This is a genomic window from Pseudomonas sp. EA_5y_Pfl2_R50, assembly GCF_963970475.1.
Classification (GTDB): domain Bacteria; phylum Pseudomonadota; class Gammaproteobacteria; order Pseudomonadales; family Pseudomonadaceae; genus Aquipseudomonas.
The window spans coordinates 275,170-289,328 of the sequence record NZ_CAXAPT010000007.1 but is presented as its reverse complement, the minus strand read 5'-3'; the positions used below and the strand labels follow the sequence as shown (position 1 = coordinate 289,328).

12 protein-coding genes and 1 pseudogene are annotated in these 14,159 nt (G+C 61.2%); 8 read left to right on the top strand and 5 right to left on the bottom strand.

Annotated elements, in window-relative coordinates; translation table 11 throughout:
• Position 1: 1 nt before the first annotated feature.
• The 7 genes from AACY19_RS14735 to AACY19_RS14705 all read left to right on the top strand — a co-directional run bounded on the left by AACY19_RS14735 (position 2) and on the right by AACY19_RS14705 (position 7,742).
• Positions 2 to 1,003, top strand: coding sequence for a polysaccharide deacetylase family protein (locus AACY19_RS14735; protein WP_339451315.1), 1,002 nt, complete (start codon positions 2 to 4; stop codon positions 1,001 to 1,003).
• On the top strand, positions 1,000 to 2,307 hold the full coding sequence (locus tag AACY19_RS14730; RefSeq protein WP_339451313.1) for an oligosaccharide flippase family protein: 1,308 nt from the start codon (positions 1,000 to 1,002) through the stop codon (positions 2,305 to 2,307). The genes AACY19_RS14735 and AACY19_RS14730 overlap by 4 nt, the downstream gene beginning before the upstream one ends.
• On the top strand, positions 2,304 to 4,226 hold the full coding sequence (locus AACY19_RS14725) for a hypothetical protein (RefSeq protein WP_339451311.1): 1,923 nt from the start codon (positions 2,304 to 2,306) through the stop codon (positions 4,224 to 4,226). Before AACY19_RS14730 ends, AACY19_RS14725 begins: the two co-directional genes overlap by 4 nt.
• Before the next feature lie 68 nt (positions 4,227 to 4,294).
• A complete protein-coding gene (locus AACY19_RS14720) occupies positions 4,295 to 4,984 on the top strand; it encodes an N-acetyltransferase (protein WP_339451386.1) in 690 nt (229 codons plus the stop codon).
• 4 nt (positions 4,985 to 4,988) lie between these two features.
• Entirely contained in the window at positions 4,989 to 6,173 is a 1,185-nt protein-coding gene (locus AACY19_RS14715; protein ID WP_339451309.1) for a GNAT family N-acetyltransferase, read from the top strand.
• Positions 6,145 to 6,936: a ChbG/HpnK family deacetylase gene (locus AACY19_RS14710; protein ID WP_339451307.1), complete on the top strand. Its 792-nt coding sequence runs from the start codon at positions 6,145 to 6,147 to the stop codon at positions 6,934 to 6,936. The genes AACY19_RS14715 and AACY19_RS14710 overlap by 29 nt, the downstream gene beginning before the upstream one ends.
• A 113-nt stretch (positions 6,937 to 7,049) precedes the next feature.
• Positions 7,050 to 7,742 (top strand): GNAT family N-acetyltransferase, encoded by a 693-nt coding sequence (locus tag AACY19_RS14705; RefSeq protein ID WP_339451305.1) that lies wholly within the window; start codon positions 7,050 to 7,052, stop codon positions 7,740 to 7,742.
• 81 nt (positions 7,743 to 7,823) lie between these two features.
• Here AACY19_RS14705 and AACY19_RS14700 read toward each other — a convergent pair whose 3' ends face one another.
• Positions 7,824 to 8,621, bottom strand: a complete 798-nt coding sequence (locus tag AACY19_RS14700; protein ID WP_339451303.1) for a class I SAM-dependent methyltransferase — start codon at positions 8,619 to 8,621, stop codon at positions 7,824 to 7,826.
• Positions 8,622 to 8,779: 158 nt separating this feature from the next.
• Between AACY19_RS14700 and AACY19_RS14695 the strand changes: the two genes are divergently transcribed.
• On the top strand, positions 8,780 to 9,127 hold the full coding sequence (locus tag AACY19_RS14695; protein ID WP_339451301.1) for a hypothetical protein: 348 nt from the start codon (positions 8,780 to 8,782) through the stop codon (positions 9,125 to 9,127).
• A 144-nt stretch (positions 9,128 to 9,271) separates the two neighbouring features.
• Here the strand turns inward: AACY19_RS14695 and AACY19_RS14690 are convergent, their stop codons facing one another.
• The 4 genes and pseudogenes from AACY19_RS14690 to AACY19_RS14675 form a co-directional block, all read right to left on the bottom strand.
• Complete coding sequence (locus AACY19_RS14690) at positions 9,272 to 10,702, bottom strand: sigma-54-dependent transcriptional regulator (RefSeq protein ID WP_339451299.1); 1,431 nt, start codon at positions 10,700 to 10,702, stop codon at positions 9,272 to 9,274.
• The gene (locus AACY19_RS14685; RefSeq protein WP_339451297.1) at positions 10,671 to 12,164 is read right to left on the bottom strand and encodes a sensor histidine kinase; all 1,494 of its coding nucleotides are present in this window, start codon (positions 12,162 to 12,164) and stop codon (positions 10,671 to 10,673) included. Before AACY19_RS14685 ends, AACY19_RS14690 begins: the two co-directional genes overlap by 32 nt.
• 163 nt (positions 12,165 to 12,327) lie before the next feature.
• Positions 12,328 to 12,534: pseudogene (locus tag AACY19_RS14680) on the bottom strand (hypothetical protein); the annotation flags it as partial.
• A 166-nt stretch (positions 12,535 to 12,700) separates the two neighbouring features.
• A complete protein-coding gene (locus tag AACY19_RS14675) occupies positions 12,701 to 14,149 on the bottom strand; it encodes an ATP-binding protein (protein WP_339451293.1) in 1,449 nt (482 codons plus the stop codon).
• Between the last annotated feature and the right edge of the window lie 10 nt (positions 14,150 to 14,159).

The following is a 14,159-nucleotide window of genomic DNA, read 5'->3' as shown; positions in this document are numbered from 1 at the left end:
CGTGGCGATCAAACAACTGATAAAACGCACCAGTGGCTGGCTCTATCTCAACTCCTCCGTGGGTCGCAACCAGTTGCACGGCGCCGGGGTGATTCTGATGCTGCACCGGGTGCTGTCCAACGACCGCGCCGCCGAACTGCCGCACCGCAACGAGTTGTGCATCGGGCCGAAAGCCTTCGAGCACCTGCTGGTGTGGCTGCGCAAGCATTTCGATTGCGTGCCGCTGATGGAAATTCTCCAGCCCAATTCGTTGCGCTCCGAACGCCCACGGGTGGCGCTGACCTTCGACGACGGCTGGCGCGACAACGCCGTCAACGCCTTCCCGCTGCTGCAAAAACATCAGGTGCCGGCGAGCATTTTCCTCTCCACCGATTTCATCGGCAGCCGTCAGCGTTTCTGGTGGGAAAGCGTCGGCGAAACCCTGTGGGGCAGCCACGGCGACAAGGCGCGGATGCACTTGATCGAATACCTGCATGCCATCCATCGCCCGCTGCCGGTGCTGCTCGACGACATCGACGTCGAGCGCCGCAGCCTGGCGCTGCTGCATTACCTGCAAAGCCTGAAAGCCCTTGCACCGCAGGAGCTTGAACGCCTGACCGACGAGTGCCCGCAGGAATCCCTGCCGCAGGCACTGGACTGGCATCAAGTGCGCGCGATGGAGGCTTCAGGCCTGGTGCGCTTCGGCCCTCACGGCGCGAGCCACGCGATCCTCACCGGCCTGGACGATGTGCGCCTGAGCGAAGAAATCAGCCGCAGCCGCGACGCTTTGCACACCGGCTGCAACCGGCCGCTGCCGGTGTATTGCTACCCCAACGGCGACAACGATGACCGGGTGCGCCAGCAGATTGCCGATCACGACTATCCGTTCGCCCTCGGCACCGCCAGCGGAATTTATCGCGGCGAAGGTGATCCGCTGAACCTGCCGCGATTCGGCGTCAGCCAGCGCACCGCACGCATTCCGCAACTGCTGTCGTGGCGGATCTTTCGCGGGGCACGGCCATGAGTCGAGGCAACTACCTCAAGCATCTGGCGCTGAGCATGGGCACCAAACTGGCGATGATCGCCTTGCGGTTGTTGCGCAATGTGCTGCTGGCGCGGATTCTCGGGCCGAGTGAACGCGGGCTGTTTGCCCTGCTCAGCACCCTGCCGGACTTGATCAGCGCAGCCACCAGTGGCGGCTTGAATTCGGCGGTCGGCTATCAGGCCGCCCAGCAGCGGCCGATGGGTTTATTGCTGAGTCAGGTGTTGGTGTTCGGATGTTTGCTGGCAGGGTTATTGACCTTGCTGGTGGTGGCGCTGGTGCGTGAGTTCGGCAGTGAACTCGATGTGACCCTGCAGCTGGGGTTGCTGGCGTGGCTGTTGCTGCTGGCAGTGCCGTTGACCGTATTGAAAAGCGGTTTGCTGACCCTGCACAACGCCTCCGGTGGCGTGGTCGCGTTCAATGTCTTGCGCCTGATCGAATCTCTGGCGCCACTGTTGCTGTTTGTCGCGCTGTTCTGGATGTGGCAAAGCGCGGCCCTGGAAGCGGCGCTGATCAGTTGGCTGGCCGGCATCAGCCTGGTGGTGCTGGCCGGTTGGGTGTGGCTCAAACGCGCACAGCCGTTGCAACTGCAATGGGATCGCGCCAGCCAGAACGAACTGCTGCGCTACAGCGCCCGCAGTCATCCCGACTTGCTGTTCCAGCAGGTGATTCTGCGTTCGGATTATCTGTTCATCGGCGCCCTGCTCGGCAGCACCGCACTCGGTCATTACGCGATGGCCAGCGCGGCCGCTGAACTGCTGCTGATCGTCCCGGAAGCGGTGACCACGCCGCTGATGAAACGCCTGCTGCAACAGGATGAAGGCATGGACAAGGTCACGCCGCTGGCCTTGCGTCTGACCGCCACGGTAATGCTCGGCGCATGCCTGACCATGGCGGTGATTGGCGAATGGCTGATTGTCACGCTGTTCGGCGCGGTTTACCAACCGGCGTATCCGGCGCTGCTCGCGCTGTTGCCGGGGCTGTTGGGCCTTTGCTACGCGAGCATTCTGCGGCTGGACTTGCTCGGCAAGAATCGCCCCGGCACGGTGTCATTGCTGATGGGTCTGGGGGCGCTGTTGAATCTGGCATTGAACCTGGTGTTGATTCCGGCCTACGGGATTGTCGGCGCGGCGGCGGCTTCGTCGATAGCCTATCTGGCCGTGACCGTGGCGATGCTGGTGCTTTACTGCCGTTTGAGTGGCGTTGCGTTCTGGCAAGTCCTGATCATCCTGCCCCGCGACGTCACGCCGATGTGGCTGATGCTGCAACGCCGGAGAACCGCATGAAAGGCCTGGCCCTGCTGTTCGGTCTCGGCCTGTCGCTGGACGCCTTGGCGACGTCGATGCGGTGGGGCGAGATCCGCGACGGCAGCCTGTATCTGCAAGCGCAGCGCCCGGACACGCTGACCGTGCGCTGGACGCCGGCGTGGCAAGCCGAGGCCAATGAAGAGCATGTGTATCTGCTCGACGGTCAGGGCAAACTGGCCGGCGATCGGTTGATCAAGGCCAGTGAAGTTCGCGGCCATCAGAGCTGGCCGTTGCTGCCCGGTGCGGCCAGTTATCGGCTGGAGATTCCCGGCTACAGCTTCCGCAATTATCGAATTGAACATGACGAGCGCACAGTGGCTTTGTTCGCTCCGGCGAAAGTGCATTTCAGCGCCGACACTCACAACGGCGACGAATTGTATTTCAAGGTCGCGCCGGGTGAGCACGCGGTGCTGGCCGGTAAGTTTCATGGCGGCGTCAGCAGCTTGCAGGCGCAGCGGGTCGGCGATGATCAGCCACTGACATTGGCACTCAAACCCTACCGTGCTTATTGGCAGTTCGATCAGATTGCCCTGCCCGTCAGTGAGCGTGAACAGGTCTGGCGTCTGCGTTTGCAAGGCAGCGGCAAGGCAGCGTTCTGGCTCGACGGCACGGCCAATCTGTTTGCACAGAATCCGCAGCAACTGAAACCGTTGCGCGAAGACGCCGGGCAAACCCGCTTGACCCTGCACGATAAAGTCCTCGGGCGCACGCCGGATCTGGGTATCGCCCTGCCCTACGTGATGCCGCCGGCGGCCAGTCATGCCGCGCTCGATGCGCTGAAACCGACAGCTGCGAGTTTCTACAGCTTTGTCGATGTGACGGCGAAGAACCCGCAGTTCGAAGACGCCTTCCGCAAGATTTATCAGGATCGCTTCGGCATCCGGCAGGACATCACCTTGCTGGCTGGCAGTCAGCGTCAGGCTGATCTGCGCGCTGATGTGCAGAGCAACAGCGGCCTCGACGCGTGGCTGACCAGCACCCGCAAGCTCGGTGGCAAAGGCACGCACTACATCGGTTTTGCCGACGAGCCGAACCTCAACTATTCCAGCTACGCGCAGTATCAGGCGATTTTCGCCAGCATGGCCCGCCAGGTGCGCAGCGATCCGGCGAATGCCAAGGCTGGCGTGCGCATTGCCATGCCGGCCAGTTCGCGGCTGGTCAATGGACCGTTCGCCGACAACTCGGCGGCCAAGCGCGGGATCGATTGGGCGCGGCGCTTACTCAGCGAATCCGGTGATCAGGTCGATGCGCTGGCGTGGCACGAATGGATGATCCGCGACCTGCTCGCCACACGCGTCTACCGCGACAGCGTGCGCCGCGCCGCCGACCTCGTTGGCCTCGACAGCCAAGGCCAGCCGCGCAAAGCCTTGCTGCTCGATCAGACCAACATGTCCAGCGGCTCCAGCCTCAGTCCCTACGATCAGGAAACTCACTACGCGTCATTATGGTGGGCGTCGGTGGTGATCAACGCCTCGCAGGACGGCTTGCTGAGCATGCTCAACTGGTTTCAGGCCGCCGATGAGCCGCAGTACCCCAAGGGCATGTTGCGGGTCTCGACCGATGAACAACACTTCGAGTTGAAACCGGTCGGCCTGGCGCAGCAATTCATTGCCCAACACTGGCTGAATCAAGTGCTGTGGCTGGAGAACGATGCCTTCGAAGTCGATGTGCTGGCGATGGCCGGTGACGATCAACGGGGTCTTCTGGGGGTGAACAAAGGCACGCGCATGCAGCGTGTCGACTTGAGCGGCGCCAACTGCCCGCTGAACAACGGTGCCCTGCGCTACTTCGGTACCGACAACCGCAGCCGTGACGCGCCGTTTACCTGCCAGGACGGTCGCGTGCAGTTCGAGTTGCCGGGGCAAACCCTGTTCGCCCTTCGCTGGAGCGCTTCATGAGCCGTCCTTTGATGTTCCGCCGCGCCGGCCTGTGGCCGCGCGATGCATCGTCATCAGGAGTCAATGCCATGAACATGCTGAGCAAACTGACTGAAAACCTGCGGCAGAAAGGACTCGCTGCCACGGTCAAGAAAGTATGGAAACACTGCATTTTTTCCCATCAGGAACTGCTGTGGATGGAGCGCGACCTCGTCAGCCCGGTGCCGCCGCACAACCTCAAACCCTACCCGCCATTGCGGGTGGTGAAGATCACGGCGGACAACGCCCGCGCTTTCGCGCGCTACTTCGGCGACCGCGTCGGCACCATGGCAGAGCTGTCCAGCGAAGGGCACACCGGGCACATGCACGTGGACGATCAGGGCGACGCGGTGGCGTTTATCTGGGGCAGTTCGCGCGACTATTTCGACCGGCATTATTACGGCTGCCTGTTCCCGGTGAAACCCGGCGAGTTCTTCGAATTCGGCGGTGAACTGGCCCGTGCCTACTGGGGCACGGAGCTGTCGGTCGACCTGCAACTGGAGCTGTGGAAAGCCATGGCTGCGCAGGGTTGCGACAAGGTCGTCGATGTCTGCGAGTTCCATAACATCCCGGCGCTCAAGCTGCACATGCGCATGGGCTATACCGAGCAGAACCGGATCATGAATGTGTACACCCTGTTCGGTCGCTGGCGCTTCTACCGCGAAACCCGCTACAGCGGCTCGCGCCTGGATGCGCTGCGCAAACCGTCCCGTCCACCCGTAACAGCAACGGCAGCCTGAGCCTATGGTGACGCGATTCGAATGGCGCACTTCCCTGTGCGCCGCCGACTTCCCGGCAACAGCGTATGAAGCGCTTCGCCTGCGAGTGACGGACCACACGCCGTTCAACAACCTCGGTTGGTTGTGCGCGGCTGAGCAAGCCCTTGCCGAGGATGAGCGCCTGCACATTCTGCTGGGCTGGGAAGCGCAGGAATTGCGTCTGTGCCTGCCGCTGGTGGCGAGTCGCGAACGCTTTGCCGGTTTGCCGTTTCGCGTGCTGCATCACTTGGGTTATCCGCTGGCGGATCGCTTGGCCCTGCTGTCTTTGCTCGGCAGTGAGGACATGCGCCAGGCGTTGAGCCTGATCCGCCAACGCCTGCCCCACGCACTGCTGCAACTCAATGAACTGTCCGAGCCTGCCGGTGAAGAAAGTGCGCTGACCGAATGGATGGCGCGCAGTTCCACGGGCGAACGGCGATTGAGCTGCCGGGTGCCGGTGCATCTCATCAGCGAAGCCGATCTCCAGGAAGTCTCCGGCGACCCGCGCTACAAGTTGCGCCGGGCGCGCAAGCGCATTGCCGCGTGCGGCGCCGAAGTCCGCCGGATCACTCCCGATGCGCTGAGCATGGGCCCACTGTTGCAGGCCATCAGCGAAGTCGAAGCGGTGAGCTGGAAAGGCGACGAAGGTGTGGGGATTTTCGCCAGCGAACGCAGTCGGCAATTGATCGAGCGCGCCTTCATTGCCCTCGCCGGCCAAGGTCTGGTGCGCGTGGTCACGCTGGAACTGAACGGGCGTTGCATCAGCTATCGCCTCGGGCTGCTCGAACAGGGTCGCCTCTACGATTACAACCTCGCCTTCCTGCCGCAATACGCCGATCTGGGCAGCGGCCGGGTGTTGCTGGAGGAATGGATTCGCTGGGGGCTGCAAGACCACTGGCGCTGGATCGACGCGTCGCGGGTCAGCCTGGAAAACTCCAGCCACCAACTGCACGAACGCATGACCGGACAACTGGAACACTGGCGCTGGAGTTTTTATTCCTGGCGGCCCAGTGGTCTCTTGCTCGGCCTGGGCCTGCGCCTGTGGCACCGCCTCAAACCAAGGCTGCACGCCTGGCGGACGCGCCGTGCGGAACCGGCCAAACCCACACGGCAACCTGTCGCAATCACCAAGGAGGGCGAACATGCCTCGCCAAGTCATAGTCAACGCTGACGACTTCGGCCTCAGCCCGAATGAAAACGCGGTGATCTTCGCTGCGTTTCAGGCCGGGGTCATCAGTTCCGCCACGGCGATGGCAAACATGCCGGCGTTCGAAGCGGCCTGCGCCATGGCTCGACATCCAAGCCTGCAAGGCCGGATCGGTTTGCACTTCAACCTGACCTACGGACGCCCCTTGAGCCGCGCCATTTTGCAGCGCCCGACGTTCTGCGATGGCTACGGCGTGTTCGACCTCAGCCTGCCCCGCCATCGCCTGTGGCTCAGCGCCGAAGATCGCGATGCGGTGCACGAAGAGTTGCAGGCGCAGTGGCAACGTTGCGTCGATCACGGTGTGCGGCCGAGCCACATTGATTCGCACCAGCACGTGCACAACATCTGGCCGATTGGCGAGATCGTCGCGCGCTTCGCGGCGCATCAGGGGGTGCCGATTCGCCTGGCACGCAACCTGGGGCAAAACCTCAATTTGCCCAAGCGCGTGTTCAAGGGTTTGCTCAATGGGCGCCTGCAAAGTCTGGCGGGCGTCACCGCCGATTATGTGTGCACGCCCGTCGACCTGCGCAGCGACATTGCGCCGACCGACGGCGTGCTGGAAGTGGTCGCCCATCCCACGCAACTCGGTGCCGGTTTTGGTGATGCCTATCTGCAGCCCGACGAGTCCCTGAGCCGCGTGTTAGAGCAGCGGCTGGCAGGTGTTTCAAGGATTTCCTATGCCGATCTGAACAAACGTTTTCTACGGGGTGCCACGGCACTCGATTGAGTTACACACGTTGCAATACTTTCCAAAGTGGCACTTTGAAATGAGTTGACCAGCGTGATCTATACCCACAAAAGCACCATCCACTACACCGGGCTTCGGCTACGGAGGGCAGTATGAGCGTGATCAAGAAAATTCAGGAACGCATCCGCCAAAAGGGCCTTGGGCGCACCTTTGGCACCCTGTGGAAACGCTACGTGTTCTTCCACTGGGAACTGCTGTGGATGGAGCGCGATCTGGTCAGCCCGGTGCCGCCGCACAAGCTGCGTCCTTACGATGGACTGCACAAAGTGGATATCACGCCGCAGAATGCCGGGGCGTTCGCCAGGCACTTCGGTGATCGCGTCGAGACCATGGCGGAACTTGCCGCCGAGGGCCACACCGGGCACATGTACCTTGACGCTGACGGGCATGCGGTGGCGTTCATTTGGGGCAGCATTCGCGACTATCACGACCGTCACTATTACGGCTGCACCTTCCCGGTCAAACCTGGCGAGTTCTTTGAATTTGGCGGTGAGATGACCCGCGCGTATTTCGGCAGCAGTCTGTCGGTGGACGTGCAGGTCGCGCTATGGGAGGCCATGGCGGCGCAGGGCTGCGACAAGGTGGTGGATGTGTGTGAAACGCACAATATTCCGGCGTTGAAGCTGCATCTGCGCATGGGCTATCAGGAACAGGGACGCGTGATGCATGTGTATTGCCTGTTCGGGCGCTGGAAATTTTTCCGGGAAACCCGGTATGAGGGGTCGCGGCTGGAGCCACTGCGCAAACCGGGACGGCCGGTGGTGAGCGCGGCGGCGCAGGCCTGATTCAATCTGAGGACTTGTGGCGTCTTCAGGCCCCCATCGCTGGCAAGCCAGCGATGGGGCCAGTGGCAACGACGATGAATTTCAAGCCTTGTTGGCGATGAGGGTGAAGCACATCGGCATCTGCGCCTCCTGATTCAGATACCGGTCATACACCTCTTCCCGGTTCGAATGCGCATACTCCTTGAAGTGCGCAATGTTCAGGCCCGCCGCAATGGCGGCGCTGAAGATGGCGCCAAGGTTATGCACGAACCAATACGACTTCGCCGCCTGCTGCTCAACCTTGCCGACGTAGACAATCGGTTCCTCCTGCACAAACGGCTCGACGCGAAAGTACGAACTGGCGAGGCGGTACGGGTCTTGCGCGTCCGGGTCGACCATTTCCAGAAACGGATGGGTTTCGTAGATCAGCAGTTGGCCGCCCGGTTTCAGCGTCGAGGCCACGTGGCGGAAAAATTCGCCGATGTCGGGCATCCAGTTGAGAACGCCGATGGTGATCAGCGCCACATCGAAGCGATTGTGCAAGGACGCCGGCAGATGATGGATATCGCTTTCGATGAATTGGGCATTGTGCGGTGAACGCTTGTTCAACTCGCGGGCCTGTTCGAGAAACGCTGCCGATTGATCGACGCCGACCACGCTTCTCGCTCCGTGGGCAAACAGCGACAGACTCTCGCGGCCATTGTTGCAGCACAGCTGAATCACTTCTTTGCCGTCGACCTCCAGCAAACCGCTCAACGTCTCATCGAGGCAAGAGAAATCCGCCCGCGTGACCTCTTCCAGCAAGGCCTGCCAGTCAGGCGACTCCTGGTGATGACGGGCCGAATCGTTCCACGCCTGTCGATTGCTGTCGATGGCGGTTCTGTTATCGGGCACTTCCATGGCGCACTCCGGACGATGCTCGTGATTGAGCGGGCCTGAGTCTAGAACAGCGCGCCGGTTCCGGTTGTTATGAACTTGTAAGCCAGCGCCTGCTTTGGATTGCTGTGGGGCAGCTATAGTTAACAGCCTTGGGGAAAACCGCACTCGCAGGTGCCGCCATGCAAAACCTCGCTCGGCTGCTGTTGACCGGCTGTCTGCTTGCCGCCACTCAGGCGCAAGCGCTGGACAGCAATTTCATCTACTACGGGCCCAACCAGCCCTTCGCTCATCCTGCCCCGTATTCGCTGAACGCCACCCCGCCCAGGCCTTACGAAGACACCGCGCCGCCGGATTTCGTGGTGATCCCGGGTGATCATGAGTTCTACGATTCACAACTGCCCACTGTAGCGGATGCGACGGTGCGGGTGTTTATTCGCACTTACGATGCCGAGCGCGGGATTTATGTAAACGATGAGGTGCTGGACCCGAGTTGTTTGCTGGCGTGCTCAAGCCGGCTGCAACATTGATTCGGGATGCTCGCCTATTCTGCTGGCACCGAATACCCCTGTGGGAGCGGGCTTGCTCGCGAAAGCGGTGGGTCAGTCATTTTGATGTCGGCTGACCCACCGCGTTCGCGAGCAAGCCCGCTCCCACATGGATCTCCACAGGAATTACCACTGCCGTTTATCCGGGCGGGCGAGGCCGAGTTTTTCGATGCGGTAGCGCAGCATGTCGCGACTCAGGCCCAGCAGGCGTGCGGATTTGGTGACGTTCCAGTCGGTCTTGTCGAGCATCTTGCGCACCATGTCGCGCTCGACTTCCGGCAGGTTCATCGATTCGGTGTTGCTCGCCGGGCGTGGTTCGTAGTGCGTTGGCACTTCGTGCAAATGCAGCGGCGGTTCGTCGACCAGGCTCATGCACACATTCAACTGGTGCGCGGCAATCGTATCGCTCGGCGCCAGCAGCACGGTTTGCTCAAGCATGTTGCGCAGTTCGCGCACGTTGCCGGGCCAACTGTAACTGAGCAGCAACTCCTCGGCCTGATCGCTGAAATGCAGATTCGGCTTGCCGTAACGCTTGCCGTGGCTGGCGAGGAAATGCCGCGCCAGCAGCAGAATGTCTTCACCGCGCGCATACAGACGCGGCACTTTGATCGAAATGATCCGCAAGCGGAAAAACAGATCGCGGCGGAATTTGCCCTGCTGGACCATTTGCTCAAGGTTGCAGTTGGTCGCGCTGATCACCCGCAGATTGACCTTGCGCTCCTTCACCGAACCCACCCGGCGAATGGTGCGGTCCTCCAGCAACTTCAAAATCTTCGCCTGCAACAGCAGATCCATCTCACCAATCTCATCGAGAAACAGCGTGCCGCCATCCGCCGCTTCCACCAATCCGACACGGCGGTCCTTGGCGTCGGTAAACGCGCCCTTCTCATGACCGAACAGCTCCGACTCGACGAGGTTCGACGGAATCGACGCACAGTTGAATTCAATGAACGGGCCTTTGCTGCGCGGCCCGTCGAAATGCAGCGCGCGGGCCACCAGTTCCTTGCCGGTGCCGGTCTCGCCCTCCACCAGCACCGGCGGCAGATCGGTGTTGGCCATGCGCCGTTCGGCGTCGAGCAATTGGCCGATGGTGTTCTTCAAATACTGCATCGGCGCCGAGTCACCAATCAGTGCCTGCACCCCGGATTTCTGCGCTTCGCGCTCTTGGTAGAACGACAGCGTGCGTTCCATCCGTTCAGTGGCCAACGCCTTGTCCAGCAACAGCTTGAGCTCAGTGAGCGCGACCGGTTTGGTCACGTAATGAAAGGCACCCTCCTTCATCGCCACCACCGCGTCTTCGACGTTGCCGTAGCCGGTCATCATGATCACTTTCAGATCCGGCGCGCTGATGCGCAGCTTCTGGATCAGTTCGTGACCGCTCATGCCCGGCAGCGAGTTGTCGGTGAGGACGATGTCCGGCATGAAGGTCTCCAGTTGCCCCAGCGCGTCTTCAGCCGAATGGCAGACCGTCACCTCGAAGTCCTTGCGCTCCAGGTAGGTCTGAATATTTTCGGCCAGCAGTTCGTCATCCTCGACCAGCAGAATGCTGTGTTCCATATTCCCCTCCCGATGCCACTTTGAAGTTGAGACTGACGCGGGTTCCTTCCTGCTCGCGGCTGGTCAGGACGACCGAACCCTGAAAACGCTCCATGATTCGTTTGACCAACGCCAGGCCAACCCCGAGGCCGCCCTGCTTGGTGGTAAAAAACGGCTTGAACACCAGCAGTTGCTGCTGCGGGCTCATGCCCTTGCCGGTATCGATCACTGTCATGCGCACCCTGTCCGACTGCGGCGACTCGAATTCGACGGTGAGCACACCGCCCTTGGGCATGGCTTCGAGGGCGTTGGCAAACAGGCTATTGAGTATTTGCGTGAGCAGCACCTTTTGACTGACGACCGGAGCGCAAGTCTGTGGCGTGAACCGCACTTCGACGCCGCTGCGTTTGATCAGTGCATCGAAAGCACCCAAGGTGTCCTCGACCGCCAGCACCAGATCCACCGCCTCGCCGTCGTCATTCATCGGCCGCAACGACACGAGCAACTCACGCACCCAGCGTGACATGCGGTCGACCTGGCTGATGATGTCGCCGATGTTGCGTTGCGCCCCTGGGCTGGCGATCTCCTGGGCCAGTTCGGCGCTGGAACGAATGGTCGCCAGTGGATTGCGCAGGCTGTGCGCCACCGCCGAGGACATCTCGCCGAGGGCGACAAAGGTTTCGTTGCTGATCAACTGTTGCTGTTGGCTCTGCAGCAGCTTCGCCGCGCGACGGACGATCCAGAACAACGCCAGAAAGATCGCCGCGCCGCCGAAACACGTGGCAGCCCAGATCGAGGCAAATCCACGGTCGATGCGGTCGACCAGATCCGACGGCTCCTTGTAGATCTCGACCATGGCGACGACTTTGCTTTTGTCGGCGTTGAACATCGGAATGTAGTTCTCGATGAACAGGTATTTTGGCTCGCGCAGCAGGCGCTGTTCGGGACGTTCGTCATCTATTTTGTGATAGCTGGAAGACACCGGGACTTTCATCTCGAACGACTCGTCGAGCTCATCGTCATCCTTGATGTGTACGCCGATCAGTTCGGCGTTGGTCGACCAGATCACCGTGCGGTCCAGTGCGTACACAGTGGCCAGCAAAATGTCCGGCAGGTTTTCGACGTGGTCGAGAAACTCGATGCGCGCCGACACCTGCAACACCGGATCGACATCGGGAAAGTTGCCGTCCTGACGCGGGTCGAGCATCTCGCCCATCGTGCGGTTCGAATTGATTTTGGCATGGCGCATTTCCGCCTCGCCGATGGCCTGGACGAATTGCGCGGTCAGCAAGGCGTCGCGCTCGACGCTTTCGGTGACCACGAAGCGCGTGGAAATGTAACCCAGCCCCACGGCCACGGCGGCGATGATGAAAAAGCTCGCGAGCGAGAACCAGCGCAGCAGATTGAACTGTTCGCGCCAACTTTTGCCCATTGCCGCCGGTGTGTCCGGCGCAGAATTAGTGTGTGCTTCCAGTCGCTGCATGGGAGTGCCCTGGAGGTTTTTGTATCGAGCCAGTTACAGCCATCAGTGTAGGTGGCTCTGACCGCGACACACGGTTCAATGATGCTATTTCGCCGCTACCGCATCCGGCTCACCGTCGCGGCCGCATCGCCCGGTTTTACTGGCGTCAATGCCCCGTCGGCCACGGCGCTGCCGGGGTGGTCGGGTCAAGTTTTTCCGGGCCGAACTCTTCGAACAGGGTCAACTGCTGGGTGAACGACTGCGCGCCATACAGCGGGCTCGGGATGGGACTGGCCCGAACGCCGGCCATGGTGCCGAGGGTCAACATCAGAAAGACGCTCAGAGGCGTCAGCAGAAAGGTGTTGCCTGGATCACGCGTTGTTCTATCCATCACCAGCCGCCTCATCAAGGAAGGGGTGATGGTGTTTTGCAACTAGTGCGCCAATTAATTACTTCCAGCTGTAACAGGACCTTGAGGACGCTGCGGATTCCCCACTCCCCGGTGACCGGGGATTGACACCCACTGGTGGGGGACGTTCAGAGCGTTTTTCGCGGATTTACGGCACCAACTGGAACGCCAGCCGCACGGTGGTGCCCTCGCCTTCGCGGCTGTCGAGCGTCACGCCGCCGCCGAAGCGTTCCATGATGCGCTTGACCAGCACCAGACCGACACCGAGCCCCCCGGCCTTGGTGGTGAAGAACGGCCGGAACGCCATCGTGCGCTGTTCCTCGCTCATGCCTCTGCCGGTGTCGCTGAGCACCACGCACACGCCGCGGTCGTCGCTCGGTTCGAGGCTGACGGTCAACGTGCCGCCCTTGTCCATCGCTTCCAGGGCGTTGGCCAGCAGGCTGTTGAGGATCTGCGTCAATTGCACCGGCTGGCTCAACACCATCGGTGTGTTCTGCGGATGAAACACCACCTGCACACCCGCCCTGGCGATTTGCTGTTCGAAGGCGACGAGGCTTTCGTACAGCGCCGCCACCAGATTCACCGGCTCGGGATCATCGTTGAGCGGGCGCAGGGACTGCAGCAGTTCACGCACCCATTTCGACATGCGGTCGACCTGGCCGATGATGTCCTTGATGTTCTTCTCGGCTGGACCTGCGTCGAACTCCAGCGCCAGCTCGGCACTGGAACGGATGGTCGCCAAAGGGTTGCGCAGGCTGTGCGCCACCGCCGAGGACATCTCACCCAGCGCGACATAGGTTTCGTTGGCGATCAGTTGTTTCTGCTGAGCGGCCAGCAGAATCGCTGCGCGCCGCACGATCCAGTAGAGCCCCAGGTAAATCAGTCCGCCACCCAGCGCCGTGGCGAGCCAGATCAACACCAGACCGCGTTCCATGCGCGCAATCAGGTCTTTGGGCTCCTTGTAGATCTCGACCATCGCCGTGACGTTTTTGCCCTCGGCGTCGAACAACGGGATGTAGTTTTCGATAAAGATGTAATCCGGCGGGATGACGAATTTCTGTTCCTCTCGGGCCTTGTCGACGCCGTGGTAGCTGGCGGACACCGGAATTTTTTCGTTGAAGGAGCGATCAAGGTCTTCATCGGCATGAATGCTGGTACCGACAAGAGCGGGATTGGTCGACCAGATCACCTGGCGGTCCGGCGCGTAAATGTTGGCGAGAATCACGTCCGGCAAGTGTTCGATGTGGTCGAGAAACTCACCCCGCGCGTCCGCCCGGGCTTGCGGGTCAACATCGGGGAAATCCTTGTCCTGACGGGGATCGAGCAGCTCGCCCATCGTGCGAATGTTGGGAATGGACACATGGCGCACCTCGGCCGAAGCGATGGCCTGGATGAACTGCGCGGTCAGCAAGGCGTCGCGCTGCACGCTTTCTTCGATCACGAAACGCGTTGAAACCGCCCCAAGAGCAATGGCCACACTACCGATCACGGCCATGCTGATCAGCGAAAACCAGCGCAGCAGGTTGAACGGCTGCTTACGCGAGCTCGACCGTAAATTGCCCTCCTCAACCGGTAGCGACTTTGACTGCATGTTCATGGCGGCGACT